Here is a 26993-nt window from a genome sequence, read left to right as displayed (position 1 = left end):
CGGCGGTTTTTTTACGTCCGGCGGAATATTTGCAGCATCCAGTGTGTTTGTTAGATCAGCACCCAAGGATGGCTGGGCGAGTGGCTAAACGAGCCGATTCATCAATATGGCCCCGTAAGATAGACAACCCGATGGGCCGGCAAGGAGCAGCACGATGTGGATCAAGCGAAGCGATAGAACTCAACTCGTCGGCGATGACATCGCACGCAGCGAAATCACGCCTCAGCATGTCTTCGAGAACCGGCGGCGTGTGTTGCAGGCAGCGGGTGCGTTGGCGCTCGGTAGTCTGATCGGCGTAAATGGCGAAGCGCTAGCCGCGTATTCGTCGCCGGATCCGAAGGCGCAGAAGCTCATGGCGAAGACCAACCCGAAGTTCGTCGCGCCCGACAAGATCACGCCGTACAAGGACATCACCACGTACAACAACTACTACGAGTTCGGCACTGACAAGGCGGATCCCGCGCACAACGCCGGCACCTTGCGTCCGCATCCGTGGAAGGTGAGCGTCGAGGGCGAAATCAAGAATCCGAAGGTGTACGACATCGACGAATTGCTGAAGCTCGCGCCGCTCGAGGAACGCGTGTATCGGTTGCGCTGTGTCGAAGGCTGGTCGATGGTGATTCCGTGGATTGGCGTGCCGCTCGCGGAGTTGATCAAGCGCGCGCAGCCGACCGGCAACGCCAAATACGTGCAATTCATCACGCTCGCTGATCCGTCGCAAATGCCTGGTCTGTCGACGCCGGTACTCGACTGGCCGTACACCGAAGGTCTGCGAATGGACGAAGCAATGAACCCGCTGACGTTCCTGACGATGGGTCTCTACGGCCAGGTGCTGCCGAATCAGAACGGTGCGCCGATCCGTGTCGTGGTGCCGTGGAAGTACGGCTTCAAGAGCGCGAAGTCGCTGGTGAAAATCCGCTTCCTCGACAAGCAGCCGCCGACCAGCTGGAACACGTATGCGTCGAACGAATACGGTTTCTATTCGAACGTGAATCCGAACGTCGATCACCCGCGCTGGAGCCAGGCCACCGAGCGGCGCATCGGCGAAGATGGTTTCTTCACGCCCAAGCGCAAGACGTTGATGTTCAACGGCTACGGCGATCAGGTCGCGTCGCTGTATCAGGGCATGGACCTGAAGAAAAACTTTTGAGCGGCGTCATCATGGCTTCCTCCGACACGCAACCTGTTGCCGAGACCTCGCGAACAACGCCGCGTACCAAAGCGCCGGCGTCAGCGACGACAAAGCGGCCCGCCACCGGTGCGCGCTGGATCGTACCCGCGAAAATCGTGGTGTTCATTGCGGCGTGGTATCCACTTGCGCGCATCGTGCTGTTCGGCGTGACCGATCGGCTGGGCGCGAATCCGATCGAGTTCATCACGCGCTCGACGGGCCTGTGGACGCTCGTCTTTCTTTGCATCACGCTGGCGGTGACGCCGTTGCGTCGACTGACCGGCATCACTGCAATGGCCAGGTTTCGCCGGATGCTAGGTCTCTATGCATTCTTCTACGCGACGCTGCACTTCACCACATACCTGTGGTTCGACAAGTGGTTCGACGTTGCCGCGATTCTCAAGGACATCGGCAAGCGGCCTTTCATCACTGTGGGTTTCGCGGCGTTCGTGCTGCTGATCGCGTTGGCCGTTACGTCGCCGCGCGCGATGGTGCGCAAACTCGGACGCCGCTGGCAGACATTGCATCGCGCGATCTATGCGATCGGCGGGCTCGCGATCCTGCACTTCTGGTGGATGAAGGCGGGTAAGCACGACCTGATCTTGCCGAAGATCTACGGTGCGATCATGGTCGCGTTGCTGGGGTGGCGTTTGCTCGTATGGCTGCGCGAGCGGAGGGTAAAGACACGCTGAGCATCGGGTGCGGCGCGCAAATAAAAAAGGCGATGCCGCAGTGGCTTCGCCTTTTTTATTGAGGGGCTCCAGGCTTTGACGTTTACGCCGGCAAGATTGTCTCGCCCGCAAACAGCTGCTTTACCTCTTCACGTGCGCGGACCACATACGCTTGTGTACCATCAACCATCACCTCGGCCGCACGCGGACGGGTGTTGTAGTTCGAGCTCATCACAAAGCCATAGGCGCCAGCCGAGCGAATCGCCAGCAGATCGCCCGGCTCGACCGCCAGCAGACGCTCACGACCCAGCCAATCGCCGCTTTCGCAAACCGGGCCGACCACGTCGTACACGTGGGCGGGCACGTCGCGCTTAACGACAGCCTCGATCGCGTGATACGCCTCGTACATCGCCGGGCGCGCGAGATCGGTCATCGCCGCGTCGACGATGGCGAAGTTCTTTTCCGCGCCAGGCTTCAGAAACTCGACGCGTGTGAGCAGTACACCCGCATTGCCGACCAGCGAACGGCCCGGCTCGAAATACACTTCACGATGCCCATGACCGCGCGCTTCGATGCGATCCAGCACGGTGCGCACGAAGTCGCCGATTTCCGGCGGCGTTTCGTCGTCGTACGTGATGCCGAGACCACCACCTACGTCGATGTGGCGAATCTTCACGCCGTCCTGCTCGATCTGTTCGACCAGTTCGAGAACCTTGTCGACTGCGTCCAGATACGGTGCGACTTCAGTGATCTGCGAGCCGATATGGCAGTCGATGCCGACCACGTCGAGATGCGTCATTGCCGCGGCGGCGCGATACGTAGCGCGTGCATCTTCGAACGCGACACCGAATTTGTTCGACTTCAGGCCGGTGGAAATATATGGATGCGTTTTCGCGTCGACGTCAGGATTCACGCGCAGCGAGACGGGGGCCTTTTTGCCCATTTCCGCCGCCACCGCATTCAGGCGGTCGAGCTCGGGAATCGATTCGACGTTGAAGCACTTGACGCCGGCCGCGAGCGCCTGACGCATCTCGTCCGCATGCTTGCCGACGCCGGAAAACACGGTGTTTTCCGCTTTGCCGCCAGCGGCCAGCACGCGCGCCAGCTCACCGCCCGACACGATGTCGAAGCCCGCGCCAAGGCGCGCGAATACGTTCAGCACCGCGAGATTGCTATTGGCCTTGACGGCGACGTGCACGGTCGCACGGCGGCCGGCGCAAGCGCCTGCGTAGGCATTCCACGCTTCGGTGAGTGCAGCGCGCGAATAGACGTACAGCGGCGTGCCGAACTGTTCGGCGAGTGAGGCGGCGGACACGCCCTCGGCGTGCAACACGCCGTCGACGTAGTCAAATGCGGATCGAGTCATGCGAAAGTCTTATTGAGCGGGAGTGACGGCGGAAGCAGGCTGCGCTGGCGTCGCAGCAGATGCGGGAGGTGCGGCGAGTTCGCTTTCCGGCGACAACGAGAGCGGTGCGCCAGAAGTATCCGGTACGTCACCCATCGGGGAGGGGGTTCCCACACCCGATTTCACTTCATCCGGCGACGGCGGTTGCGTGCGATCGATCGGCTTGGCCGGTAGCGGCGGCACGGTGGGCAAATAGAGCGAACCGCGTTGCCCGCAGCCGGCAAGTGCACAACCTGCGAGAATGGCTAAACCCGCTACAATCGCGCGGCCGGGCGCCGCCGCGCGCATCCGAGATACGACTCGCATGACTGTCCCTGAATAAATAATCGATGGAGTTTAGCATGTCCGATAGTGATTACCTGACCCGCGCGGAAGCCGCGCTAGCCGCCATCGAACGCGCGCTCGACGACACGGAAGCCGACATCGAACTCGAGCGCAGCGGCAATGTCCTGACCCTCGAATTCGAGAACCGCACGAAGATCATCGTCAACCTGCAGCCGCCGATGAGCGAGATCTGGATCGCCGCGAAAGCGGGTGGTTTCCACTTCCGTTTCATCGACGGTGAATGGCGCGACACGCGCAGCGGCACGGAGTTTTTTGCTGCGCTGTCGGAGTACGCGACGCAGCAGGCCGGCGAGCCGGTTCACTTCGAAGCGTAAAGCGCTTGATAAAAACCGCCGCGCATCGAGCGCGGCGGTTTTTTTCTGGCGGACGTTGCCGCCTCTTCTGAGCGCGTCTTTAGTGCCCGCGGAACAGATTCATGATGTCCTGCTTTTCCTGTTCGCCGACTTGCTCGGGCGCGGCCGCGGACGCGCCGCTCGCCTCGGCATCCAGCGCTGCCTGGCTGATACCGACCGTCGAGACGAAACCGTGGCCTGGCGTGAAATCGTCGAAATACAGTTCTGAACCGAGCTCGGTCACGTCGTCGGGCATCGGCATCTTGTAGTCCGGCACGCCTTTGAGGGCGCGCGCCATGTATTCGATCCACACCGGCAACGCGAGGCCGCCCCCCGTTTCCTTATCGCCGAGACTGCGCGGGTTGTCGTAGCCTATCCACGCGATGGCCGTAAGCGTGTGCTGATAGCCGGCGAACCACGCATCGCGCGAATCGTTGGTCGTGCCGGTCTTGCCGCCGAGATCGGTACGCTTCAGCACGTTGCTCTTCGCGCCCGTGCCACGTTGCGCGACGCTTTGCAGCAGGCTGTTCATCACATACGCGTTGCGTGGTTCGATTGCGTGCGGCGCACTCTGCTCGGCGACCAGCGGTTGCGCGTGCGCCACGACGATGCCGCGCTGATCGGTGACTTCCGCGATCAGATACGGGTTGATGCGATAGCCGCCGTTAGCAAACACCGAGAATGCGCCAGCCATCTGCAAGGGGGTAACGAGTCCCGCGCCGAGCGCCATCGGCAGATAAGCCGGGTGGCGATCCGCGTCGAAGCCGAAACGCGTGATGTATTGCTGCGCGTACTTGGTGCCGATGTGGTTCAGAATGCGAATCGACACGAGGTTCTTCGACTTCTGCAGCGCGGTGCGCATGGTCATCGGACCATCGAAACCGCCGCCGTAGTTCTTCGGCTCCCACGCCTGGCCGCCCGTCTCCGCAGCGCTGAAAAAGAGCGGTGCATCGTTGATCACGGTGGCCGGTCCGAGTCCCTTTTCGAGCGAGGCCGAATAGATGAACGGTTTGAAGCTCGAACCCGGCTGGCGCCATGCCTGGGTCACGTGGTTGAACTTGTTCTTGTTGAAGTCGAAACCGCCGACCAGCGCGCGAATCGCTCCGTCTTGCGGGATCACTGAAACGAACGCGCCTTCCACTTGCGGCAACTGCGTGATCGACCAGTTGCCGTCGTCATCCTTCACGACGCGAATGATCGCGCCGGGCCGCACGCGTTGATTCGGCTGCGCGCGCGTACCGAGCGCGAACTGCGCGAAGCGCAGGCCGTCGCCCTGAATGGTCGCGACGTTGCCGTCGATGAAAGTGGCCTGCACCTGCTTCGGGCTCGCTGCCGTGACCACCGCGGCGATGATTTCACCGTTGTCGGGATGTTCGAGCAACGCGTCGTCGATGGCCTGTTCGCGGTCGTCCGCATCGGACGGCAAATCGATGAAGGCTTCGGGCCCGCGATAGCCGTGGCGCCGTTCGTAGTCCATCAGACCTTTGCGTAGCGCCCGGTAAGCGACGTCCTGATCGGCCGAGTCGATGGTGGTCACGACGTTCAGGCCGCGCGTGTACGCCTCTTCGCGATACTGCGCGTACATCATCTGCCGCACCATTTCCGCGACGTACTCCGCGTGCACGCTGAATTCCTTGCCCGCGCCCTTGACGATCAGCGGCTGCCTGCTTGCCTCGTCGTATTGTTCCTGAGTGATGTAGTGCAGTTCGTACATGCGCTGCAGGATGTACTCCTGGCGGATCTTCGCGCGCTTCGGATTGACCACCGGGTTATACGCGGACGGCGCCTTCGGCAAACCCGCCAGCATGGCGGATTCCGCCAGGGTCAGGTCCTTCAGATCTTTCCCGAAGTACACCCGCGCCGCGCTCGCGAAGCCATACGCGCGCTGACCGAGATAGATCTGATTCATGTACACCTCGAGAATCTGATCTTTCGACAGCTTCGACTCGATTTTGTACGCGAGCAGCATCTCGTAGATCTTGCGCGTGTAGGTCTTTTCACTCGACAGGAAGAAGTTGCGCGCCACCTGCATGGTGATCGTGCTGGCGCCTTGCGTGGCGTGGCCGTTGGTCAGTGCGACGAAGCCGGCTCGCGCGATGCCTGTGAGGTCGACGCCGCCGTGATCGTAGAAGCGCGCGTCTTCGATTGCCAGCACGGCTTTCTTCAGGCTATCGGGCACGTCCTGGATATGGACGATGTCGCGCCGCTCTTCACCGAATTCGCCGATCAGCACGTGGTCAGCCGTATAGATGCGCAATGGCACCTTCGGCCGGTAGTCGGTCAGCGCATCGAGCGACGGCAGGTTCGGCGTTGCTACCACCAGCGCATAACCGAGCACCAGCAGCACGCACAGGATGCCTGCAACGATCAGACCCACAAAGCCGATGATGAGCTTGAGCCACAAGGGGCGTTTGCGCTTCTGCGGCGCGGGCGGCGGAGACGTAGGAGACGTGGATTGCATATGGGCACCAAAAAACAGTCCCGCGATTATAGCCGCCTCGCTTTTCAGCTTTCGGCATGCTTACTGACAGTTCTTGACAAGTCTGCACACCGCGCGGGAATGACTTCACTGTAGCCGCTTTGATGGCAGAGAGCGCGCGCGTCGCGCAACGTTAGCCATTCGGCTGAGTGTCGCGCGGCGACGCGGCTAAGCACAATCCTCCCTCGCTACTCGCGTTCGAATGGTTCGTCGCGTGAGTCTGAGGGAGGGCGTGATGACGTTCAAAAGTTCGTGGCTTCAAGGTGTGCAACTCGGTGCGCAGCGTTTTGCTGCGGGAATCGATGTGGGTTCGCAGTCCGTGCGGCTGGTCGTGGTGAGTCAGCATTCGCGCGCACGTGCCGCGCTGCATATCGAACATGCGAGCACTGTGCCGCTCGGCGCAGGCGCAATGGCCGGCACAGAGATCGCCGACCGGCATGCGGTGGCGCGTGCGTTGCGCGACGCATTCGCGGGGCTGCCGCGCGTGTGTGCGACGCATGCATTGCGCTGCGCGATGGCGCTGCCTGCCTCGGCCACGTTGACCACTACCGTGCCGCTCACACGGCTAGCCGCGCTCGCCGGTTGCGTGGGAGACGGCGGGCATGAACTTGCCGAACTCGAGCCGGCGGTGATGAACGAAGTCGAGCGCATCGCAGGCCTCGAGCGGCATGCGTTGGCTGTCGACTGGTTCGTCGACGAAACGCGTTCGCCGATCCGTTCGGTGACGATCGCCGCAACCGCGCGCCAGCATCTCGAAGCGCGTATCGAATGCGCAGCGACCGCCGGCATCTCGCTCACCGCGATCGATGGCGAGCCGCACGCGGCTTTGCGTGCAATGCGCTACGCGGCGAGTCACGAACTCGATCCGCACGAGCCCTATGTCGCGCTCTGGATCGGCACGGACGGCGTGTATGGCTGGCGCATCGTCGACGACTGCCTGGTCGGCGAAATGCGCTACCCGGCGCCCGAACACGCCGATCTCGCCGACGCGTTGCGTGATCTCGTCCACGGCCCGGTACTCGATTGTGCGTTGTTGAGCGGCGAGGTCGATCTGCTCGACAGCGTGGGTTTCTCGATTGCGGATATCGCCGACGTGTTGGGCTGCACTGTGCTGCCGTTCGAGTGTGCGGCGCTGGGTGGGCGTGCGCGTCAACTGCACGATCCGCTGTTGCACGAGCCTGCCGCCGCGGTCGCATTCGGACTTGCGTTGCGCGGAGTGCTCGAATGATGCGCGGCCTGCAGACCCGTTTGGATCCGGCGGGCCCGGACACGCGGGCCTCTACGCGTGGCGCGCGCTTCGCACGGCCGTGGCTCGGCGGCTTCAATCTGCTGCCGTACAGGCAACGCAACGCTCGCCTCGCGCGCCGGCGGCGTTTGCTCGAATGGTTTGCCGCCGCGCTCGCCGGCTTTGCGGCCGTGTTCGCGTTAGTCGGATGGCAGGCATTCGAAAGGGCGCGGCTGGATGCGCGGCGCGCGTCGATCGAACAATCGCTCGCGCAGCTGGCCGAACCGCTCGCCGAGCACGCCAGATTGCTGCGGGTGCAGGACGAACAGCGCAAAGGCGCGGCGCGTGCGATGAACCTGTCCGAGCCGCTTACGCATTTGCGCGATTTGCTGGATGCATTGAGTTTTGAACCAGGTGACGGCGTGGTGTTGCAGCAGATGCGGCAGCGCGAGCATGAGACGGAGTTGCTCGCGACCTCGCGCGGACATATCGCATCGGCCGAGTGGCTCAAACGCTTGAGTGCGATCCGCGGCGTGAAGGGCGCCGAGGTGAGCGATCTGCGTCGCTCGGCGCCACGCAGCAGTCCGGTGGCGGCGGCCAGCGTGACCGGCCCGATCGAATTCGGAGCGCATCTGCGCTGGGGCGACCCGCCGAAGAAAACGGCCTATACGTCGGGTCTGGCCGCGCAACGTCAGATGAAATCTGAACAATCAGGAGATACGAAATGAGTACGACTTTTGTCGGGTTCGGCGGCGCGGCAAGCGCGCGGCCCGCTTTTTCCCAGTGGATGAAGCGCGCACGTGTGCCGCTCGCTGCCTGGAGTCGCCGGCGCCGTTGGGCGGTTGCATTGCTGATCGCCGCGGTGGTGTTCGGACTTGGCACGCATGGCTGGGTTGTGGCCGATCTCGGCGGGGTCGAGGCGAGCCGTACGGCATTGGAGGCGGCCACGCGGCATCTCGCAGACGCGCACCGTGCGCTGACGCAATTGCCTGCGCTGCGTCGGGAAGTTGCCGCCATGCCGGGCGCACAGTTGCCTGCGTCATGGACCTCCGCGGACGACGTGCGGATCGTATCCGAACTCGCGGCGCAAAATAGCGTCTCGTTGCTCTCGGTGGAACCGGGCGCCGCCAGCGGCTCAGGTGTCGAAAGCATGCGCCCTGTACAGTTCACCGCGCACACAGATTTCGTCCACCTGATGGCATTTCTGCGCGGCCTATCGGATCTGCCGGTGCTGATCGTGCCCGTCGACGTGACGGTCAAGCGCGATGCCGATTCGTTAGCGGTGAGGGCAACGCTGCACGTATTCAGCGCGCTGAGGCCGCTGCCTTCGACTGCGACCGCGGACGCGTTTGCCGACGAAAGCCTAGATTCGGATGACGAAGAAAACATCGTGTTCTTCGATCCGTTCTCGCTTCCACAGATGCTCGCATCCGGTGAGCCGCCGCCTGATGCTTCGCAATTGCGCCTGGTCGGCTTGCTGCACGATCGCACACGCGGACTCGCCTTGCTCGATACGCCGGATGGCGCGACCACGGTCGTGTCCGGGCAGCAACTCGGTACCGAGCGCGTCACGCGGCTCGACGCGCTTAGCATCACGCTGGCCAATGGCGGCGCGACACGCACGCTGGCACTGACGGAGACATCCTGATGAGGCTGATGAAGCCGTTCGGTCACGCAGAGTCGCGTGTCGGCGTTCGTGTGTGGTTTGGTTCTGGCGTGTGTCGCGGCTTGCCTGGAAGGATGTGTGGGGGCCCGGTTCGCAACGTGGCTCGCAGCTCGATTCACAATTCGCTTTGCGGCCTGCTTCGCGGCCTGGTCGCATGCATGGCGATAAGCCTCGGCATCGCGCACGCTTCAACCCCACCGTTGCCGCCGCTGCCCGCATACATGCCGCTCGACGACGCCATTGCGCCGCCCGATGCTCGATACGACGTGCCGCCGTTACCACGCGGCACCGCTGCCGAAGTACCCAACCCGTTCCGCGACAATTCCGTGGACGACTCCGTCGCTGACTCTGGCGTATCCCGAGCGGCGGCAACCGCTGACATCGGACGCGCCGACGACCTGGCCGGCGACGCAGACGGTTCAGTGCCGCTACGGAGGCAATCCGCGGCGTCGGCGTACAACGACGCCACTGGAACCTCGGCGCTCGAGGGGCCGCCTGTGCCGCTGCCTCCGCTTGCGCGCCTGAGCGACGCACCGAAAACGCCGGCAGACGCCAAACTCGCCGCCGACGACAAACCGATTTCGCTTAACTTCCAGCGCGCGGAACTCGGCGCGGTGCTTAACGCGTTCGCCCAGTTCACCGGCCTGAACATCGTCGCGAGCGAGAGAGTGCGTGGCGCCGTATCCCTGCGACTCGACAAGGTGCCGTGGCGCACCGCGTTCGATACCTTGCTCGACGTCAACGGGCTCGCCATGGAGCGCCACGGCAACGTGATCTGGGTCGCGCCGATCGCGGATCTGGCTGCGCGCGAACGGCAGCGTTTCGAAGCGCACGCGAGAGCCGCTGACCTTGAGCCGCTCGCAAGCCGCACGTTCGAGCTGCACTACGCTCGGGCCGAAGACGTGCGGCGCTTGCTGACCGGTGCCGGAAACCAGCGCGTGCTGTCCAAACGCGGTGCCGCGACTGCCGATCCGCGCACCAACCTGTTGTTCGTCACCGATCTCGAAGGACGCCTCGCGCAAATCACGGCGTTGCTTGCGTCCGTCGACCGGCCAACCCGTCAGGTATTGATCGAGGCGCGTATCGTCGAGGGTGAGCATGGTTTTTCGCGCAATCTCGGTGTGCGGCTCTCCATGGCGGCCGCCAACGCCGACGGCACCGCCAGAGGCTTGACGGGCGGCACGGACGGCACCGTGTACGATCTGTCGGCGCGGCCGATTTCCGGGTTCGACGCCGCCACCGCCGGGCTGACCTTGTTCGCAGCCCGGGCGACGCGACTCCTGAACATCGAGCTGAGCGCGCTGGAGGCCGAAGGGCGCGGCGAAATCGTCTCGAGCCCCCGGGTCGTGACGGCGGACCGGATGAAAGCGGTCGTCGAGCAAGGCACCGAATTGCCCTATCAGGCGAAAGTGGGGCAGGGCGTGTCGGGCGTGCAGTTTCGCCGCGCTACGCTCAAACTGGAGGTCGAGCCGCAAATCATGCCGGACGGCAGAGTGGTGCTGGACCTCGACGTCGCCAAGGACAGCGTCGGCGAGCAGACCGACGCCGGGCCCGCGATCAACACCAAACACGTGCAAACGCGCGTCGAAGTCGAAGATGGTGGTACGGTGTCGATCGGCGGAATTTACGCGACCGACAACCGGGACGATGTGACGCGGGTGCCGGTCCTGGGCAAAATACCGGTTTTAGGCGCGCTTTTCCGCCATCGGGCCCATCGGGACCAGCGCAGTGAACTGGCAGTTTTCATCACGCCGCGCGTCGTTCAGACAAATTAGGGGCACGCTGCCGCCGCTTTCCAGCGGCGGCCTGCAGGCTCGACAAGGCAGCCGCTTTGCCAGTAAGCTGCGGCACGAACCATACCGGATTAGCCAGAGGGACACCGTTGCAAGCGCGGGACGCACACGCCAATGTATTTTTTGTAGGGCTCATGGGGGCAGGCAAAACCACCGTGGGCCGGGCCATTGCGCGCCGTCTCGATCGCCCGTTCTTCGATTCCGACCATGAAATCGAGGCGCGTACGGGCGCGCGCATCCCGGTGATCTTCGAACTGGAAGGCGAAGCGGGCTTTCGCGATCGCGAAGCGCACGTGATTTCCGACCTGACCGGGCGCGAAAATATCGTGCTGGCCACAGGCGGCGGCGCGGTGCTGCGGCCGGAAAACCGCGAAGCGCTGCAAAATCGGGGCGTGGTGATCTATTTGCGCGCCAATCCGCACGATCTGTGGCTGCGCACCCGGCGCGACAAGAATCGCCCGCTTTTGCAGACTGAAGACCCCAAAGCGCGCCTCGAGGCGCTCTACGAAGTGCGCGATCCGCTATACCGGGAATGTGCGCACTTCGTGATCGAAACTGGCCGGCCTTCGGTCAACGGACTCGTCAACATGGTTCTGATGCAGCTCGAGATGGCCGGCGTCGCCAAACATCCTGCGTCATAATGGACCGTATGATTACCGTCAATGTCGAACTGGGCGAGCGCGCCTACCCCATCCATATCGGTGCCGATCTCATCGGCCAGACCGCGTTGTTCGCGCCGCATATCGCCGGCAGTTCGGTCACGATCGTCACGAATACCACGGTCGACCCGCTTTACGGCGACAAGCTGCGCGCCGCGCTGGCGCCGCTCGGCAAGCAGGTCTCCACGGTCGTTTTGCCCGACGGCGAAGCGTACAAGAACCTCGAAACCCTGAACCTGATTTTCGACGCGCTGCTGGGCTCGCGCGCCGATCGCAAGACCACGCTGATTGCCTTGGGCGGCGGCGTGATCGGCGACATGACGGGGTTTGCCGCGGCCTGCTACATGCGCGGCGTGCCGTTCATCCAGGTGCCGACTACGTTGTTATCGCAGGTGGATTCGTCGGTGGGCGGCAAGACGGGCATCAACCACCCGCTCGGCAAGAATATGATCGGCGCGTTCTATCAGCCGCAGGCCGTGATCGCCGACATCGGCGCGCTGCGCACGCTGCCGGCGCGCGAACTGGCCGCGGGCGTCGCCGAAGTGATCAAGACCGGCGCGATTGCCGACGCCGGTTTCTTCGGCTGGATCGAAGCGAACATCGAGGCGCTCAATCGCTGCGAGCCCGAAGTGCTGGCCGGGGCGGTCAAGCGCTCGTGTGAGATCAAGGCTTCGGTCGTGGCGCAGGACGAGCGCGAAGGCGGGCTGCGCGCGATTCTCAATTTCGGCCACACGTTCGGCCATGCGATCGAAGCCGGACTCGGCTACGGCGAATGGCTGCACGGCGAGGCGGTCGGCTGCGGGATGGTGATGGCGGCGGACCTGTCCGTGCGCATGGGTTATCTCGACGAAGCGGCGCGCAAGCGTCTGGTCGATGTGATCGTTGCCGCGCATCTACCCACCCGGGCGCCTGCGCTCGGCGAGTCGCGTTATGTCGACCTCATGCGGGTCGACAAGAAGGCGGAAGCCGGCGCGATCAAATTCATTCTGCTGAAGCGTTTCGGTGAGACGCTGATCACCCAGGCGCCCGACGCCGAGGTGCATGCCACGCTGGTCGCCGCCGTCTAAACCGACTCGGCAGAGGCTTAGCAGCAAGGCAACACGCACCAGCGTCACGAGGCGCCGCCCATGTTTCGGAGAATCCGGTGACTGACAGGCGCAGCGACGATGTAAAGCATGACCCCGCAGGCACGCCGGTGAGCGGCGTGCCTTCGCAGGAGGCACTCGAAGCGCATCTCGCGCCGTATGCAGCGCATTCCGCGCAGTCGCGCGGCCGCCACTATCCCGAAGCCGCGCCAAGCGCGCGCACCGAATTCCAGCGCGATCGCGACCGCATTGTCCATTCGACGGCGTTCCGCCGGCTTGAATACAAAACTCAGGTATTCGTGAATCACGAAGGCGATCTGTTTCGCACGCGACTCACGCATAGCCTGGAAGTCGCGCAGATTGCCCGTTCGGTGGCTCGCAACCTGCGCGTCAATGAAGACCTCGTCGAAGCCATTTCGCTTGCGCACGATCTCGGTCATACGCCGTTCGGCCATGCGGGCCAGGATGCGCTGAACGAATGTATGCGCGAGCATGGCGGCTTCGAGCACAACCTGCAAAGCCTCGCGGTGGTCGACGATCTGGAGGAGCACTACGGCGCGTTCAACGGCCTGAATCTCTGCTTCGAAACGCGGGAGGGTATTCTCAAGCACTGCTCGCGTGAGAACGCGCGGCGGCTCGGCGCGCTCGGCGAGCGCTTTCTGGAGGGGCGGCAGCCTTCCATCGAAGCGCAGATCGCCAATGTCGCCGATGAGATTGCGTACAACAACCACGATGTCGACGACGGCTTGCGCTCAGGCTTGCTCACGGTGGAGCAGCTTGCCGAAGTCGAGTTATGGCAGACGCACTACGTGGCGGCGCGTGGCGACTTTCCGCAGATCGAAGGGCGCCGGCTGATTCACGAGACGGTGCGCCGCATCATCAATACGTTAATCGTCGACCTGATCGATACGACCTCGCTCAATCTTGCAAGGCACGCGCCAGTCTCGCTGGACGCAGTGCGCGCCGCACCGCCGCTGGTCGCGCATAGTGAAGCGATCGCCGCGCAGGCGGCGGCGCTCAAGCGGTTTCTGTTCAAAAACCTGTACCGCCACTATCGCGTGATGCGCATGGCCAACAAGGCGCGTCGCGTGGTGGCCGGTCTGTTCGATGCGTTCACCGAAGATTCGCGGCTATTGCCACCCGGTTATCAATCGACGGACGCGTCGCAGCAACCGCGCCTGATCGCCCATTACATCGCGGGCATGACGGATCGATACGCGGTGAAGGAGTATCAGCGGCTGTTCGTGATCGACGACAACTGAACGGGCCCCGCCGACGGGTGTCGGTGCAAGAAGTCCGCCGGCAGGTAAGGCTACCAGTGGGAGTCGGCCCGTCTCGCTGCTCGTTGCAACATCCCGCCTACCGCAGCCGCGACGCGAACAGCGCGCCGGCAATCAGCGCAACGCCGCCGACGATTGCAATTGTCTGCCAAGGGTTTTCATGCACGTAGTCGTCGGCATCGGCAATCGCCACTTCAGCGCGTTCGCGCATGGCTTCACGGGTGTCGTTCAGGCGCTCGCGTGCTGCGCCGAGCTGCTTGTGCAGTTTGCTGCGCAGCGCCACCGCGTCGGCCTGGGTGCCGTCCGCCAAGGTGGATTCGAGTTCCGACATCAGCGTGCGCAGTTCACCTGCGATATCTGCGGCCGCATGGCGGCTACGGCGAGCAATACGCCGCGCACGGCGGCTCGTGGTGGTCCAGGATTCGCCGAGGGCGTCTCGCGTGTTCGGAAGTGTTGTCATGGTCGCTCCGTCGATGAGGATGATAAAAGTCTCCGCATACTCATGCGAAACATGGCGTCACGCAACTTCGATGCCAAAGGCTGCGCGGTGTTCCAGCGAGGTCATCACACACGTGCCGACGGTTGCTGGCGGCAGAAATTGCACTGGAAAGGTCGATCGGTGGTCAAAATTACAACGCATCCGGCATTTACCAAAATAGGTGACAGAGGCATAGAATCAAAAACGCCGTCACGTGTGTGACGGCGTTTGGCCGAGGTGCGGACTGTTCGCGACGGTTCGATCCATGCAGGCACAGCCTGCCTCCCTAGAAGACGTAACCTATCTTCGCGAAAGTAACGATCGGGTTGAGTCTGATTTTTGCCTCGGACGTCACGGTCAGGTTGCCAACCGGAGTCGCAGCGTTCGAGGTCAGTTTCGCGGTTACGCTGAGCGGTATGTATGAGACGGAGAGGCCTGCGAACCAGTGTTTGGTGAACGCATAGTTGAAACCGAGATTAAACACCGGTGCCCAGGAACGATCCGTCGATACCGAGGTCGGACCATGCAGTACGCCTTGTTCAAACGCAGTGTTGGTGATCTTCGCGTCCGTGAACCAGACGTACGTGACGCCGAGCCCGGCATACGGTCGGAACGCCGCGGTGGCGTCGTTGAAGTAGTATTTGAACAGGAGAGCAGGACTCCATTGCTTCGCGGAGCCGAGCGTACCGAATTGCCCGAAGGTGCCTGTGCCTAGCAGGTTGAATTTCGGCGGAATGCCAATTTCGGCTTCCGCGGAGATGTGATCGGTGACAAAGTAGCCTAGGCTTAAGCCGAGGGTGTCGGAGCTGTCGATGCCAGCGCCTGTGCCGGGTACTGAGATGTTGACGGGTGTCCCGCCGACGCTTGTTTCTTTCAAAGGATCGCTACTGTCTTGAGGGGCGAAATGGAACCACCCCGTCGTAGCGTAAAAACTGCCGGCCGATTGCGCGTGAGCTGCCGTCATGCAGGCGAGCGCCGCGATCCCCGTTATGGCCTGTTTTAATTTCATATGTGCTCCTCCAAAAAAGGCCCGCTCATTATGACCACAACGTTTGAAACAAACCATACGCGGCAGTTAGAGCTTTCTCCCTAAGCGCCGGGCGGTTTCTGGCTAAGCCGCGCCGCGCCGAACCCAGCGCCCACGCGGCTTTTCGGACCTTCGGGTATATACCAACGCGACTATTGGATACTCCAGCATGGCACGGCTTGCACGTCTCTATGTCCCTGACCAGCCGCAGCACGTCATCCTCCGTGGACTCGATCAGCAGCCCGCATTTGTCGACGACCAGGACTACGAGCTTTTCATCGACTGCTTAAAAGCGGCTTCACGCGACCATCACTTGTCCATCCACGCGTATGCGTTGATGCCGGGCTCAGTCCAACTGCTCGTCACGCCCACTGAGGAGTCGAGCCTGCCGAAGGCAATGCAGGCGGTGGGGCGCCGCTACGTTGCGCACTTCAACCGGCGTTATGCGCGTCGCGGCACACTGTGGGAGGGCCGCTACCGTGCCACGGTAATCGAAGGGGAGCGGTATTTCCTGCTGGCGAGCCGCGTTGTCGAGATGTCGCCGGTGCGCGCCGGGCTTGTAAGCGCGCCCGAGGACTACCGCTGGTCGAGCTACCGCCATCACATCGGCCTCACGCTCGACAGCCTGATTACCGACCATCCGTTGTACTGGTCGCTCGGCAATACGCCGTTCGAACGACAGCGCGCCTACCGGGAGTTGTGCGAGCAACCGCTCGACGAACGCGAAGCCAGTCAGCTTCAGCAGGCCACCCTGAAAGGCTGGGTTTTGGGCAGCGACACCTACCGCGAATGGGCGGCGCGGGCGGCCAACCGGCGCGTTTCGCCGCTGCCGCGCGGGCGGCCGCGCAAGGTCCGCGAAACGCCGCAGACGCAATAAAGCGTTCCATATCAAAGGGCTGCACCCGAAACGGCATCTTCGCATGCCGTTTTCTTCTGCACCTTTTTGATATGGCACCAATAAAAAATAGCCGCAATGCACCAACTTGATAATTGGTGCTCTAACATCACGTTTTATTTGCTATTCCGTTGATTCGTCGCGTATATTCCGAATTCCGGCACTTTTTGGCACGCGTAGCATTCAAGCGTACTGAGTCGCCGACGCGGTTGCGGTGCGCACTGCGGCAATAGAAAACGGTTTTAACGGCCTGTCCGGCCCCTCACAGACGGTGTCCCCATGAACGACCACCAGCAACCGACTCACCCGGTTCCCGCCGCGCAAGGTCTGTACGACCCGCAAAACGAACATGACGCCTGCGGCGTCGGCTTCGTCGCCCATATCAAGGGCAAGAAAAGCCACGAGATCATCGAGCAGGGCCTGAAGATTCTCGAGAACCTCGACCACCGGGGCGCCGTCGGCGCCGATCCGCTGATGGGCGACGGCGCGGGCATCCTGATCCAGATTCCGGACGGTTTCTATCGTGAGGAAATGGCCAAGCAGGGCGTCGTGCTGCCGCCGAACGGCGAGTACGGCGTGGGCATGGTCTTCCTGCCGAAGGAACATGCATCGCGTCTCGCCTGCGAACAGGAGCTGGAACGCACGGTGAAGGCCGAAGGCCAGGTCGTGCTGGGCTGGCGCGACGTGCCGGTCGACCACACCATGCCGATTTCGCCCACCGTCAAGGCGAGCGAGCCGCTGATCCGCCAGATCTTCATCGGCCGCGGCAAGGACATCATGGTGACCGACGCGCTCGAGCGGAAGCTGTACGTGATCCGCAAGACCGCGAGCCACCGCATCCAGGCGCTCAAGCTCAAGCACGGCAAGGAATACTTCGTGCCGTCGTGCTCGGCGCGCACGGTCGTCTACAAGGGGCTGCTGCTGGCTGGCCAGGTCGGCGTGTATTACCGCGACCTGCAGGACGAGCGCACGGTGTCGGCGCTGGCGCTGGTGCACCAGCGCTTCTCGACCAACACGTTCCCGGCGTGGGAACTGGCTCACCCGTACCGCATGATCGCCCACAACGGCGAAATCAACACGGTGAAGGGCAACGTCAACTGGCTGAACGCCCGTACCGGCGCGATCGCGTCGCACGTGCTCGGCGACGATCTGCCCAAGCTGTGGCCGCTGATCTACCCGGGCCAATCCGACACGGCATCGTTCGACAACTGTCTCGAACTGCTGGTGATGGCCGGCTACCCGCTCGTCCACGCCGTGATGATGATGATCCCGGAAGCGTGGGAACAGCACACGCTGATGGACGACAACCGCCGCGCGTTCTACGAATACCACGCCGCGATGATGGAGCCGTGGGACGGCCCCGCCGCGATCGCCTTCACCGACGGCCGTCAGATCGGCGCCACGCTCGACCGTAACGGCCTGCGTCCGGCGCGCTACATCGTCACCGACGACGACCTGGTCATCATGGCGTCGGAAGCGGGCACGCTGCCTATCCCCGAGTCGAAGATCGTCAAGAAGTGGCGTCTGCAGCCGGGCAAGATGTTCCTGATCGACATGGAACACGGCCGCATCATCGACGACAAGGAACTGAAGGACAACCTCGCCAACGCCAAGCCGTACAAGAGCTGGATCGACGCCGTGCGCATCAAGCTCGACGAAATCGAGCCGAAGGCCGAAGACGTCGTCACGGAACGCCGCGAAGCCGCTGCTTTGCTGGATCGCCAGCAGGCGTTCGGCTACACGCAGGAAGACCTCAAGTTCCTGATGGCGCCGATGGCGCAAGCCGGTGAAGAAGCCGTCGGCTCGATGGGCAACGACTCGCCGCTGGCGGTCATGTCCAACAAGAACAAGACGCTCTATCACTACTTCAAGCAGTTGTTCGCGCAAGTCACGAACCCGCCGATCGACCCGATCCGTGAAAACATGGTGATGTCGCTGGTGTCGTTCGTCGGTCCGAAGCCGAACCTGCTGGACACGAACAACATCAACCCGCCGATGCGTCTCGAAGTGTCGCAGCCGGTGCTCGACTTCAAGGACATCGCCAAGATCCGTGCGATCGATCAGTACACGGGCGGCAAGTTCAGCTCGTACGAACTGAACATCTGCTATCCGGTGGCCTGGGGCAAGGAAGGCATCGAAGCGCGTCTGGCTTCGCTGTGCGCGGAAGCCGTCGATGCGGTCAAGTCCGGCTACAACATGCTGATCGTGTCGGACCGCAAGACCGACCGCGACAATGTGGCGATCCCGGCGCTGCTGGCCACCGCCGCGATCCATACGCACCTCGTCCAGCACGGTCTGCGCACGAGCGCGGGTCTCGTCGTGGAAACCGGCTCGGCGCGTGAAACGCACCACTTCGCGTTGCTCGCGGGCTACGGCGCGGAAGCCGTGCACCCGTACCTCGCGATGGAAACGCTCGGCCAGCTCGCAGCGGGCCTGAAGGGTGACCTGTCGGCGGAAAAGGCGGTCTACAACTTCACGAAGGCGGTCGGCAAGGGCCTGCAGAAGGTCATGTCGAAGATGGGCATTTCGACCTACATGTCGTACACCGGCGCGCAGATTTTCGAAGCTGTGGGTCTGGCTGAAGGCCTTGTGTCGAAGTACTTCAACGGCACCTCGTCGAAGGTCGGCGGGATCGGCCTGTTCGACGTCGCGGAAGAAGCGATCCGTCTGCATCGCGACGCGTTCGGCGACAACCCGGTGCTCGCGAACATGCTCGACGCGGGTGGCGAGTACGCCTATCGCGTGCGCGGCGAAGAACACATGTGGACGCCGGATGCGATCGCCAAGCTCCAACACTCGGCGCGCAGCAATTCGTACCAGACGTACAAGGAATACGCGCATCTGATCAACGATCAGACCAAGCGCCACATGACGTTCCGCGGCCTGTTCGAATTTAAGTTCGATCCGGCCAAGGCGATCCCGCTCGACGAAGTGGAATCGGCGAAGGACATCGTCAAGCGTTTCGCCACCGGCGCCATGTCGCTGGGCTCGATCTCGACCGAAGCCCACGCCACGCTGGCTGTCGCGATGAACCGCATCGGCGGCAAGTCGAACACCGGCGAAGGCGGCGAGGACGTGAACCGTTATCGCAACGAACTGCGCGGCATTCCGATCAAGAACGGCGACACCATGAAGTCGGTGATCGGCGACGAAGTGATCGTCGACATTCCGCTGAAGGACGGCGATTCGCTGCGCTCGAAGATCAAGCAGGTGGCGTCAGGCCGTTTCGGCGTGACGGCGGAATACCTCGCGTCGGCCGATCAGATCCAGATCAAGATGGCGCAAGGCGCGAAGCCGGGCGAAGGCGGTCAGTTGCCGGGCCACAAGGTGTCGGAATACATCGGCAAGCTGCGTTACTCGGTGCCGGGCGTCGGCCTGATTTCGCCGCCGCCGCACCACGACATCTACTCGATCGAAGATCTGGCGCAACTGATTCACGACCTGAAGAACGCCAACTCGGCCGCCAGCGTGTCGGTAAAGCTGGTGTCGGAGTCGGGCGTCGGTACGGTGGCAGCGGGTGTCGCCAAGGCGAAGGCCGATCACGTTGTGATCGCCGGTCATGACGGCGGTACGGGTGCATCGCCGCTGTCGTCGGTGAAGCATGCCGGTACACCGTGGGAACTGGGTCTGGCGGAAACGCAGCAGACGCTGGTGCTGAACCAGCTTCGCGGCCGTATCCGCGTGCAGGCCGACGGTCAGATGAAGACCGGCCGCGACGTCGTGATCGGCGCGCTGCTCGGCGCGGACGAATTCGGCTTCGCGACGGCGCCGCTGGTCGTCGAAGGCTGCATCATGATGCGCAAGTGCCACCTGAACACCTGCCCGGTCGGCGTCGCGACGCAAGATCCGGTGCTGCGTGCGAAGTTCCAGGGCCAGCCGGAACATGTCGTCAACTTCTTCTTCTTCGTTGCGGAAGAGGCGCGCGAAATCATGGCGCAACTGGGCATCCGCAAGTTCGAGGACCTGATCGGTCACGCCGAGTTGCTCGATATGAAGAAGGGCGTCGAACACTGGAAGGCGAAGGGTCTCGACTTCTCGCGCGTGTTCTATCAGCCGCAGGTGTCGGCAGACGTGGCACGCAAGCACGTCGACGTGCAGGACCACGGTCTCGACCGCGCACTGGATCACGTGCTGATCGAGAAGGCCAAGGCCGCCATCGAGAAGGGCGAGCACGTCTCGTTCATCCAGCCGGTGCGCAACGTGAACCGTACGGTCGGCGCGATGCTGTCCGGCACGATCGCGAAGAAGTACGGCCACGACGGCTTGCCTGACGACACGATTCACATCCAGTTGAAGGGCACCGCAGGCCAGAGTTTCGGCGCGTTCCTCGCGAGAGGCGTGACGCTGGATCTGGTTGGCGACGGCAACGACTATGTCGGCAAGGGCCTCTCGGGCGGCCGCATCATCATCCGTCCGACTAACGATTTCCGCGGCAAGTCCGAAGAAAACATCATCTGTGGCAACACGGTGATGTACGGCGCGATCGAAGGCGAAGCGTTCTTCCGCGGCGTCGCCGGCGAGCGTTTCTGCGTGCGTAACTCCGGTGCGACTGCGGTCGTCGAAGGCACGGGCGACCACGGTTGCGAATACATGACGGGCGGCACTGTGATCGTGCTCGGCGAAACGGGCCGTAACTTCGCGGCCGGTATGTCGGGCGGTATCGCTTACGTGTACGACCCGGACAGCACGTTCGCGGGCAAGTGCAACAAGTCGATGGTCGCGCTCGATCCGGTTCTGCAACAGGCTGAACAGGAACGCACGGTCGACAAGGGCTTGTGGCACAGCGGCGCAACCGACGAAGCCCTGCTCAAGGGTCTCATCGAACGTCACTTCCAGTTCACGGGTTCGCCGCGCGCGAAAGCGCTGCTGGAAAACTGGGATGCGTCGCGCCGTCAGTTCGTGAAGGTGTTCCCGACCGAATACAAGCGCGCACTGGGCGAAATGGCTGCGAAGAAGGCGAACAAGGAAGTACTCGCCGCTTAACTGACCCGCCCGCGGCTCGACCCGCAGACGTCACACTTAGCCGTACCCGCCGCGCTCGACGATTCGATTGTTCGACGCGGCGGGTGTAGATCACCTCACCTGATACAGATAGAGAAGAGAACCACATGGGCAAGGCAACCGGTTTTCTCGAGTATGAGCGCCGCCACGAGGCGTACGAAGCTCCGCTCACGCGTGTGAAGCACTACAAGGAATTTGTCGCGGCACTGACCGACGACGAAGCCAAGATTCAAGGCGCACGTTGCATGGACTGCGGCATTCCGTTCTGCAACAACGGCTGCCCGGTGAACAACATCATCCCGGACTTCAACGACCTGGTGTTCCATCAGGACTGGAAGAACGCGATCGAAGTGCTGCACTCGACGAACAACTTCCCCGAGTTCACGGGCCGCATCTGCCCGGCGCCGTGCGAAGCGGCATGTACGCTCGGCATCAACGACGACCCGGTGGGCATCAAGTCGATCGAACACGCGATCATCGACAAAGCGTGGGCCGAAGGTTGGGTCGCGCCGCTGCCGCCGAAGCACAAGACCGGCAAGAAGGTCGCCGTGGTCGGATCAGGCCCCGCCGGTTTGGCCGCCGCGCAGCAACTCGCGCGCGCGGGGCACGATGTCACCGTGTTCGAAAAGAACGACCGGATCGGCGGCTTGCTGCGTTACGGCATTCCTGACTTCAAGCTGGAGAAGTGGCTGATCGACCGCCGCATGCGTCAGATGGAAGCCGAAGGCGTGACGTTCCGCGCCAACGTGTTCGTCGGCAAGGCGGATTCGCTGCCGGAACACATCGGCAACACCGCGAAGGAAACCATCACACCGGCCGAGCTGAAAGAACAGTTCGACGCGGTCGTGATCGCCGGCGGTTCGGAAACGCCGCGCGATCTACCAGTGCCGGGCCGTGAACTGGAAGGCATCCACTACGCAATGGAATTCCTGCCGCAGCAGAACAAGGTCAATGCCGGCGACAAAGTCGCGAACCAGTTGCTCGCCAAGGGCAAGCATGTGGTCGTGATCGGCGGCGGCGATACGGGTTCGGACTGCGTCGGTACGTCGAACCGTCATGGCGCGAAGAGCGTCACGCAATTCGAACTGCTGCCGCAACCGCCGGAAGAGGAAAACAAGCCGCTCGTGTGGCCGTACTGGCCGATCAAGCTGCGCACGTCGTCGTCGCATGACGAGGGCTGCTCGCGCGATTGGGCTGTTGCTACCAAGCGCCTCGAAGGCAAGAACGGCAAGGTCGAGAAGCTGATCGCGGCGCGCGTCGAATGGAAGGACGGCAAGATGCAGGAAGTGCCGAACTCGGAATTCGAAATGAAGGCCGATCTGGTGCTGCTGGCCATGGGCTTCACGCAACCGGTGTCGCCGGTGCTCGAAGCGTTCGGCGTCGATAAGGACAACCGTGGCAACGTGCGCGCGTCGACTGAAGGCGACAAGGCGTATTACACGTCAGTGGACAAGGTCTTCACCGCGGGCGATATGCGTCGTGGCCAGTCGCTCGTAGTGTGGGCGATTCGCGAAGGCCGTCAGTGCGCACGCTCGGTCGATGCGTTCCTGATGGGTCATTCGGAACTGCCGCGCTAACGTCTCCAGCTGGTTTTCGCTCTTCAACGCGGAAACCGGCCACTGCTTGCAGGAAGAGGTGGAGACGACAAAGCCGTAAAAACAAAGCCGGGCACCTGAGAGGGTGACCCGGCTTTTTAATTGCTACTTCCGATAGCGCGCCAACGTCAGCCCTTCCAGATCGATCTCCGGCGTGCGCTGCGTAATCAAATCCGCGACCACCCGGCCCGAGCCCATCGACATTGCCCAGCCCGTCGAGCCGTGCCCGAGATTCAGCCACAGATTCTCCACACCGGACGGGCCGAGTAGCGGCGTGCCATCGGGTGTCATCGGCCGGCGGCCCACCCAGAAATGCGCGGAGGTCGGATTGGCCGCGTGCGGAAACCAGTCCCTGAGCACTTTCATCAGCGTCTGCAAGGCCTGTTCGCGCAAGGTCGTCTGGCGATTGCCGAGCTCCGCGGTGCCGGCCACGCGCAGGTTGTTGCCGAAGCGCGTGATCGCCGTTTTCAGCGACTCGTCCATCAGTGCCGCATGCGGGGCCTTTTCATCGTCGGTGACCGGCAGCGTCGCCGAGTAGCCTTTGACCGGGTAGAGCGGCACCTTCACCCCGAGCGGCGCGAGCAGCGCTGCACTGTCGACGCCCAGCGCCACCACTACCGCATCCGCTTGCAACGTCTCGCTGCCGCGTTCGCTGTCGACATGCACCGCGCGAACCGTACCGCCTCGCACATCGAGCGAGCTCGCCCGTGTATCGAAGCAAAAGCGCACGCCGTTGCGCTCACAGATCGCGCGCAATTCGCGGGTGAAGCGGGCGCAATCGCCGGCTTCGTCGTCGGGGAGGTAGAGACCCGAGAGCGGCGTTTGCCGCGCCCAGCGCAAACCCGGTTCGATCTCAACGCACTGCGCCGCGCTGACTTCACGATGCGCAATGCCCGCGTCGCGCAGTACCGCCAGCGCCGGTTGCGCGAGCTCGACGTCGTACTCGCTGCGGAACAATTGCAGATAGCCCTGGCTGCGGCCATAGTCGAACGGATGTCGGCCACGGAATTCGTGCAGGCACTCGCGGCTGTAATAAGCGATGCGTTGCATGCGCTGCTTGTTGACGCGAAAACGTTCGAGGTCGCATTCACGCAGCCAGCGCGCGATCCAACGCCATTGAGCCGGATCCAGGGTGGGGCGGAAAATCAGCGGTGAGGCCGGCTCGAACAGATACTTGAGGATCTTCGCCGGCATGCCGGGCGCGGCCCACGGCGTCACATAGCCTGGCGCGATCACGCCGGCGTTGCCGAAGCTGGTGGAGAGCGCGACGTCCGGCTCGCGCTCGATCACGGCGACGTCGCAGCCTTGCTGGCGCAGATAAAACGCGGTGGCGACGCCAATGACGCCGCCGCCCAGAACAATCGTTTTCATGGTTGTGTACAGCGATTTTCAGGCGATGGGGCTGGTCGCACCAAGCACTTTACCCTTGGTCTCCGGCAGACACACCGCGGCGACGATCACCAGCAGATAGCCCGAACCGGCGACGATACCCATCGCCTTAACCAGCGTCATGGTTTGCGACAGCGTACCCACCAGGATCGGAAAGAACGAGCCGAGACCGCGGCCCAGGTTGTAGCAGAAGCCCTGCCCCGAGCCGCGGATCGCATTCGGATAGAGCTCCGACAAATACGCGCCGACTCCCGCGAAAATCCCCTGCACGACGATGCCGAGCGGGAAGCCGAGCGCGAGCATCATGCCGTCGGTGATCGGCAGCATCGTGTAGACCATGCCGAGCACGAACGAGCCGATTGCGAACAGCACGAACGACGCGCGCCGGCCGATCTTGTCGCACAGAACCGCTCCGACCATATAGCCGGTGAACGAGCCGACGATCAGCACGATCAGATAGCCGCTGGTGTTGAAGACCGACAGATGCCGCACGGTCTTCAGATAGGTCGGCAGCCAGGTGGTGATCGCGTAATAGCCGCCGAGCATGCCGGTGCACAGCACGCTGCCTAGCAGGGTGGTTTTGAGGTGCGGGAAGGAGAAGATCTGCAGGAAATGCGAGGTATCGAAGCCGCTTTCGCGAGCGCGGCGCGTTTCGAGAAAGATTTCTGGATCGCTGACATTGCGGCGAATGTAGAAGATCCACAGCGCGGGCAGCAGGCCGATCCAGAAGCAGGCGCGCCAGGCGACCTGTTCCGGCAGCAGCGCGAAGAACGCCCAATAGATGATGGCCGCCGCGGCCCAACCGAACGACCAACTGCTCTGCACGGTGCCGACGGCTTTCGCGCGATGCTGAGGTGAACGGATGGTTTCGGCCATCATGATCGTCACGACCGACCATTCGCCGCCGAAGCCGATGCCTTGCAGCGTTCGGGTGGTGAGAAGTTGCCAGAACGAATGGGTGAAACCTGACAGGCAGGTGAAAATCGCGAAGGTGGCGATGGTCCACTGGAGGACACGGACGCGTCCGTAACGGTCGGCCAGAATGCCGGCGAGCCAGCCGCCGATCGCCGACGAAATCAGCGAACTGGTCGCGATCATGCCGGCTTCGCTTTTGGTCATGCCCCAGGTCGCGATCAGCGTCGGGATAAGGAATGAGTAGATCATGAAGTCGAACGCGTCGACTGCGTAGCCGCCGAAGCCAGCGTAGAGGGTGCGGCGTTCGCGCTGGGTCAGTTCGGTGAACCATTGGAGAGAGGGCATGTTTTTTTGTGGTCTCCAGGCGGTTTTCGCCTTCCGGCGGCTTGATCGTGAGTTTTTTGTATTCTAAGGGGATGGGGTGTTGTGCGGCCAGTTGTGGTCAAAAATGGCGGCGGCATAAGAAACTCCATTCCGGTTCCTTACGAACTACTACCATGTAACCCAAAAATTATTTTCCGCCGTTAAACTGCGCCGGCAGCACTCGAGCTGCGAAAGTCCTCCTCACGCCCGCGCTCGTCACCCTTAATGCACGCAACCGCAAAAACCTGCTCGCCATCCCGCCACTCCGCGAGCACGCCTTTGCGGGCTTATCAGTCGCGCCGCACATTCCTGAAATCGTCGGCAAGCGTGTTGCTGCTCTCCGGCATGAGCAGTTCACTGCTGTCGGCTTGCGGGGGCGGAAATCTGGACGCCGATCAGCCGGAAACGCCACGCCTCACCTCGGTGAGTAACTTCCGCGATGTGGCAGGCGCGGCCGCCGGCTATCCCACGGTTGACGGCAAGCAGATGCGCCGCGGCGCCTTTTATCGCGCGAACGCGCTGACCCTTAGCGCCGCCGACACGGCCGCGCTCGACAAACTGGGCATCGCTTCCGTCTACGATCTGCGCACGCCCGGCGAAACCGCGCGTACCGCGGATATCCTGCCCGCCGGTGCGACATCGCAAGCGCTCGACGTGCTGGGTGTCAGCGACTTCGTCGCCCCAACGTTCGACACGGCAGGCGCCGCCGTCGCGTTCATGGAAGCCCAGGCGCGCGCCTATGTCACCGGCGCCGCCCAGCGCGTCGGCTACGGCGAGCTCCTCACGCGACTCGCCAATGGCGCGGGCGCGCAACTGTTTCATTCCAATGCGGGTAAAGATCGCGCCGGCTGGGTCGCGGCTCTCCTGCTCAGCATTGCCAACGTGCCGCTCGACGTCATCATGCAGGACTATCTGCTGAGCAACGTCTATCTGGCTCAGTCGATTGCGGCGCAGACCGCGACGGTACGCGCGCAGGACGGCGACGCGGTCGCCACGATCGAGTCGCCCTTGTTCACTGTCCAGGACAATTATCTGCAGGCGGGGTTCGATCAGGTGCAGGCGAGCTACGGCACGATGGCGAGCTATCTGACACAAGGCCTGGGCCTGTCTCAAGCGACGATCGACACGTTGCACGACCGCCTCGTCGTCTGACTCGCGCTCGCTGCGCCTGGTGTTGCGCGGACTACGCCGGCAGGTATAGACGAAAAAAAAGTCCGCC

General features: G+C 62.8%; 21 protein-coding genes. 14 read left to right on the top strand and 7 right to left on the bottom strand.

The features are described 5' to 3' along the window. Positions 1-154 precede the first annotated feature (154 nt). Both msrP and msrQ read left to right on the top strand, forming a co-directional pair. Complete coding sequence (gene msrP, locus M0D67_RS23475; protein ID WP_171926351.1) at positions 155-1150, top strand: protein-methionine-sulfoxide reductase catalytic subunit MsrP; 996 nt, start codon at positions 155-157, stop codon at positions 1148-1150. Positions 1151-1161: 11 nt separating this feature from the next. Further along, positions 1162-1863, top strand: a complete 702-nt coding sequence (gene msrQ, locus M0D67_RS23470; RefSeq protein WP_093643389.1) for a protein-methionine-sulfoxide reductase heme-binding subunit MsrQ — start codon at positions 1162-1164, stop codon at positions 1861-1863. Positions 1864-1945: 82 nt separating this feature from the next. Here the strand turns inward: msrQ and lysA are convergent, their stop codons facing one another. Then, complete coding sequence (lysA, locus tag M0D67_RS23465) at positions 1946-3208, bottom strand: diaminopimelate decarboxylase (protein WP_266239769.1); 1263 nt, start codon at positions 3206-3208, stop codon at positions 1946-1948. Positions 3209-3217: 9 nt separating this feature from the next. Beyond that, positions 3218-3553, bottom strand: coding sequence for a lipoprotein (locus M0D67_RS23460; protein WP_154560930.1), 336 nt, complete (start codon positions 3551-3553; stop codon positions 3218-3220). 35 nt (positions 3554-3588) lie between these two features. Between M0D67_RS23460 and cyaY the strand changes: the two genes are divergently transcribed. Beyond that, a complete protein-coding gene (cyaY, locus tag M0D67_RS23455; RefSeq protein ID WP_054036574.1) occupies positions 3589-3906 on the top strand; it encodes an iron donor protein CyaY in 318 nt (105 codons plus the stop codon). 79 nt (positions 3907-3985) lie between these two features. Here the strand turns inward: cyaY and M0D67_RS23450 are convergent, their stop codons facing one another. Further along, positions 3986-6385 (bottom strand): penicillin-binding protein 1A, encoded by a 2400-nt coding sequence (locus M0D67_RS23450; RefSeq protein WP_171926354.1) that lies wholly within the window; start codon positions 6383-6385, stop codon positions 3986-3988. A 253-nt stretch (positions 6386-6638) separates the two neighbouring features. On the opposite strand from M0D67_RS23450, the gene pilM reads away from it, so the two are divergent. From pilM to M0D67_RS23415, 7 genes are all read left to right on the top strand, one after another. Further along, complete coding sequence (gene pilM, locus M0D67_RS23445) at positions 6639-7631, top strand: type IV pilus biogenesis protein PilM (protein WP_171926355.1); 993 nt, start codon at positions 6639-6641, stop codon at positions 7629-7631. Continuing rightward, positions 7631-8356, top strand: coding sequence for a fimbrial assembly protein (locus M0D67_RS23440; RefSeq protein ID WP_171926393.1), 726 nt, complete (start codon positions 7631-7633; stop codon positions 8354-8356). The genes pilM and M0D67_RS23440 overlap by 1 nt, the downstream gene beginning before the upstream one ends. After that, positions 8353-9276, top strand: coding sequence for a hypothetical protein (locus M0D67_RS23435; RefSeq protein ID WP_171926356.1), 924 nt, complete (start codon positions 8353-8355; stop codon positions 9274-9276). The genes M0D67_RS23440 and M0D67_RS23435 overlap by 4 nt, the downstream gene beginning before the upstream one ends. A gap of 176 nt (positions 9277-9452) precedes the next feature. Continuing rightward, entirely contained in the window at positions 9453-11069 is a 1617-nt protein-coding gene (gene pilQ, locus M0D67_RS23430; protein ID WP_266239768.1) for a type IV pilus secretin PilQ, read from the top strand. Between the two features lie 107 nt (positions 11070-11176). Continuing rightward, complete coding sequence (locus M0D67_RS23425; protein ID WP_154560936.1) at positions 11177-11728, top strand: shikimate kinase; 552 nt, start codon at positions 11177-11179, stop codon at positions 11726-11728. Then, complete coding sequence (gene aroB, locus M0D67_RS23420) at positions 11728-12813, top strand: 3-dehydroquinate synthase (protein WP_266239766.1); 1086 nt, start codon at positions 11728-11730, stop codon at positions 12811-12813. Before M0D67_RS23425 ends, aroB begins: the two co-directional genes overlap by 1 nt. Positions 12814-12890: 77 nt before the next feature. Continuing rightward, the gene (locus M0D67_RS23415) at positions 12891-14093 is read left to right on the top strand and encodes a deoxyguanosinetriphosphate triphosphohydrolase (protein WP_171926357.1); all 1203 of its coding nucleotides are present in this window, start codon (positions 12891-12893) and stop codon (positions 14091-14093) included. A gap of 97 nt (positions 14094-14190) precedes the next feature. Here the strand turns inward: M0D67_RS23415 and M0D67_RS23410 are convergent, their stop codons facing one another. Next, entirely contained in the window at positions 14191-14571 is a 381-nt protein-coding gene (locus M0D67_RS23410; RefSeq protein WP_154560940.1) for a YqjD family protein, read from the bottom strand. Positions 14572-14875: 304 nt separating this feature from the next. Beyond that, a complete protein-coding gene (locus tag M0D67_RS23405) occupies positions 14876-15598 on the bottom strand; it encodes an OmpW family protein (protein ID WP_154560942.1) in 723 nt (240 codons plus the stop codon). Between the two features lie 187 nt (positions 15599-15785). Here M0D67_RS23405 and M0D67_RS23400 point away from each other — a divergent pair, with 187 nt between their 5' ends. The 3 genes from M0D67_RS23400 (at position 15786) to M0D67_RS23390 (ending at position 23089) form a co-directional block, all read left to right on the top strand. After that, positions 15786-16493 (top strand): transposase, encoded by a 708-nt coding sequence (locus M0D67_RS23400; protein WP_054036587.1) that lies wholly within the window; start codon positions 15786-15788, stop codon positions 16491-16493. A 297-nt stretch (positions 16494-16790) separates the two neighbouring features. Continuing rightward, positions 16791-21494 (top strand): glutamate synthase-related protein, encoded by a 4704-nt coding sequence (locus M0D67_RS23395; protein ID WP_266239764.1) that lies wholly within the window; start codon positions 16791-16793, stop codon positions 21492-21494. Positions 21495-21619: 125 nt separating this feature from the next. Beyond that, the gene (locus M0D67_RS23390) at positions 21620-23089 is read left to right on the top strand and encodes a glutamate synthase subunit beta (RefSeq protein WP_154560946.1); all 1470 of its coding nucleotides are present in this window, start codon (positions 21620-21622) and stop codon (positions 23087-23089) included. Positions 23090-23212: 123 nt separating this feature from the next. Here the strand turns inward: M0D67_RS23390 and M0D67_RS23385 are convergent, their stop codons facing one another. Beyond that, on the bottom strand, positions 23213-24478 hold the full coding sequence (locus M0D67_RS23385; protein WP_266239763.1) for a D-amino acid dehydrogenase: 1266 nt from the start codon (positions 24476-24478) through the stop codon (positions 23213-23215). Between the two features lie 18 nt (positions 24479-24496). Beyond that, positions 24497-25756, bottom strand: coding sequence for an MFS transporter (locus M0D67_RS23380; protein ID WP_266239761.1), 1260 nt, complete (start codon positions 25754-25756; stop codon positions 24497-24499). A 243-nt stretch (positions 25757-25999) separates the two neighbouring features. Here M0D67_RS23380 and M0D67_RS23375 point away from each other — a divergent pair, with 243 nt between their 5' ends. After that, positions 26000-26926, top strand: a complete 927-nt coding sequence (locus tag M0D67_RS23375; protein WP_154560952.1) for a tyrosine-protein phosphatase — start codon at positions 26000-26002, stop codon at positions 26924-26926. Positions 26927-26993 lie beyond the last annotated feature (67 nt).

This window comes from Paraburkholderia sp. SECH4 (assembly GCF_030511745.1).
GTDB lineage: Bacteria > Pseudomonadota > Gammaproteobacteria > Burkholderiales > Burkholderiaceae > Paraburkholderia > Paraburkholderia madseniana.
The sequence above is the reverse complement of the archived record's forward strand: the minus strand, read 5'-3'. Positions and strand labels throughout refer to the sequence as shown.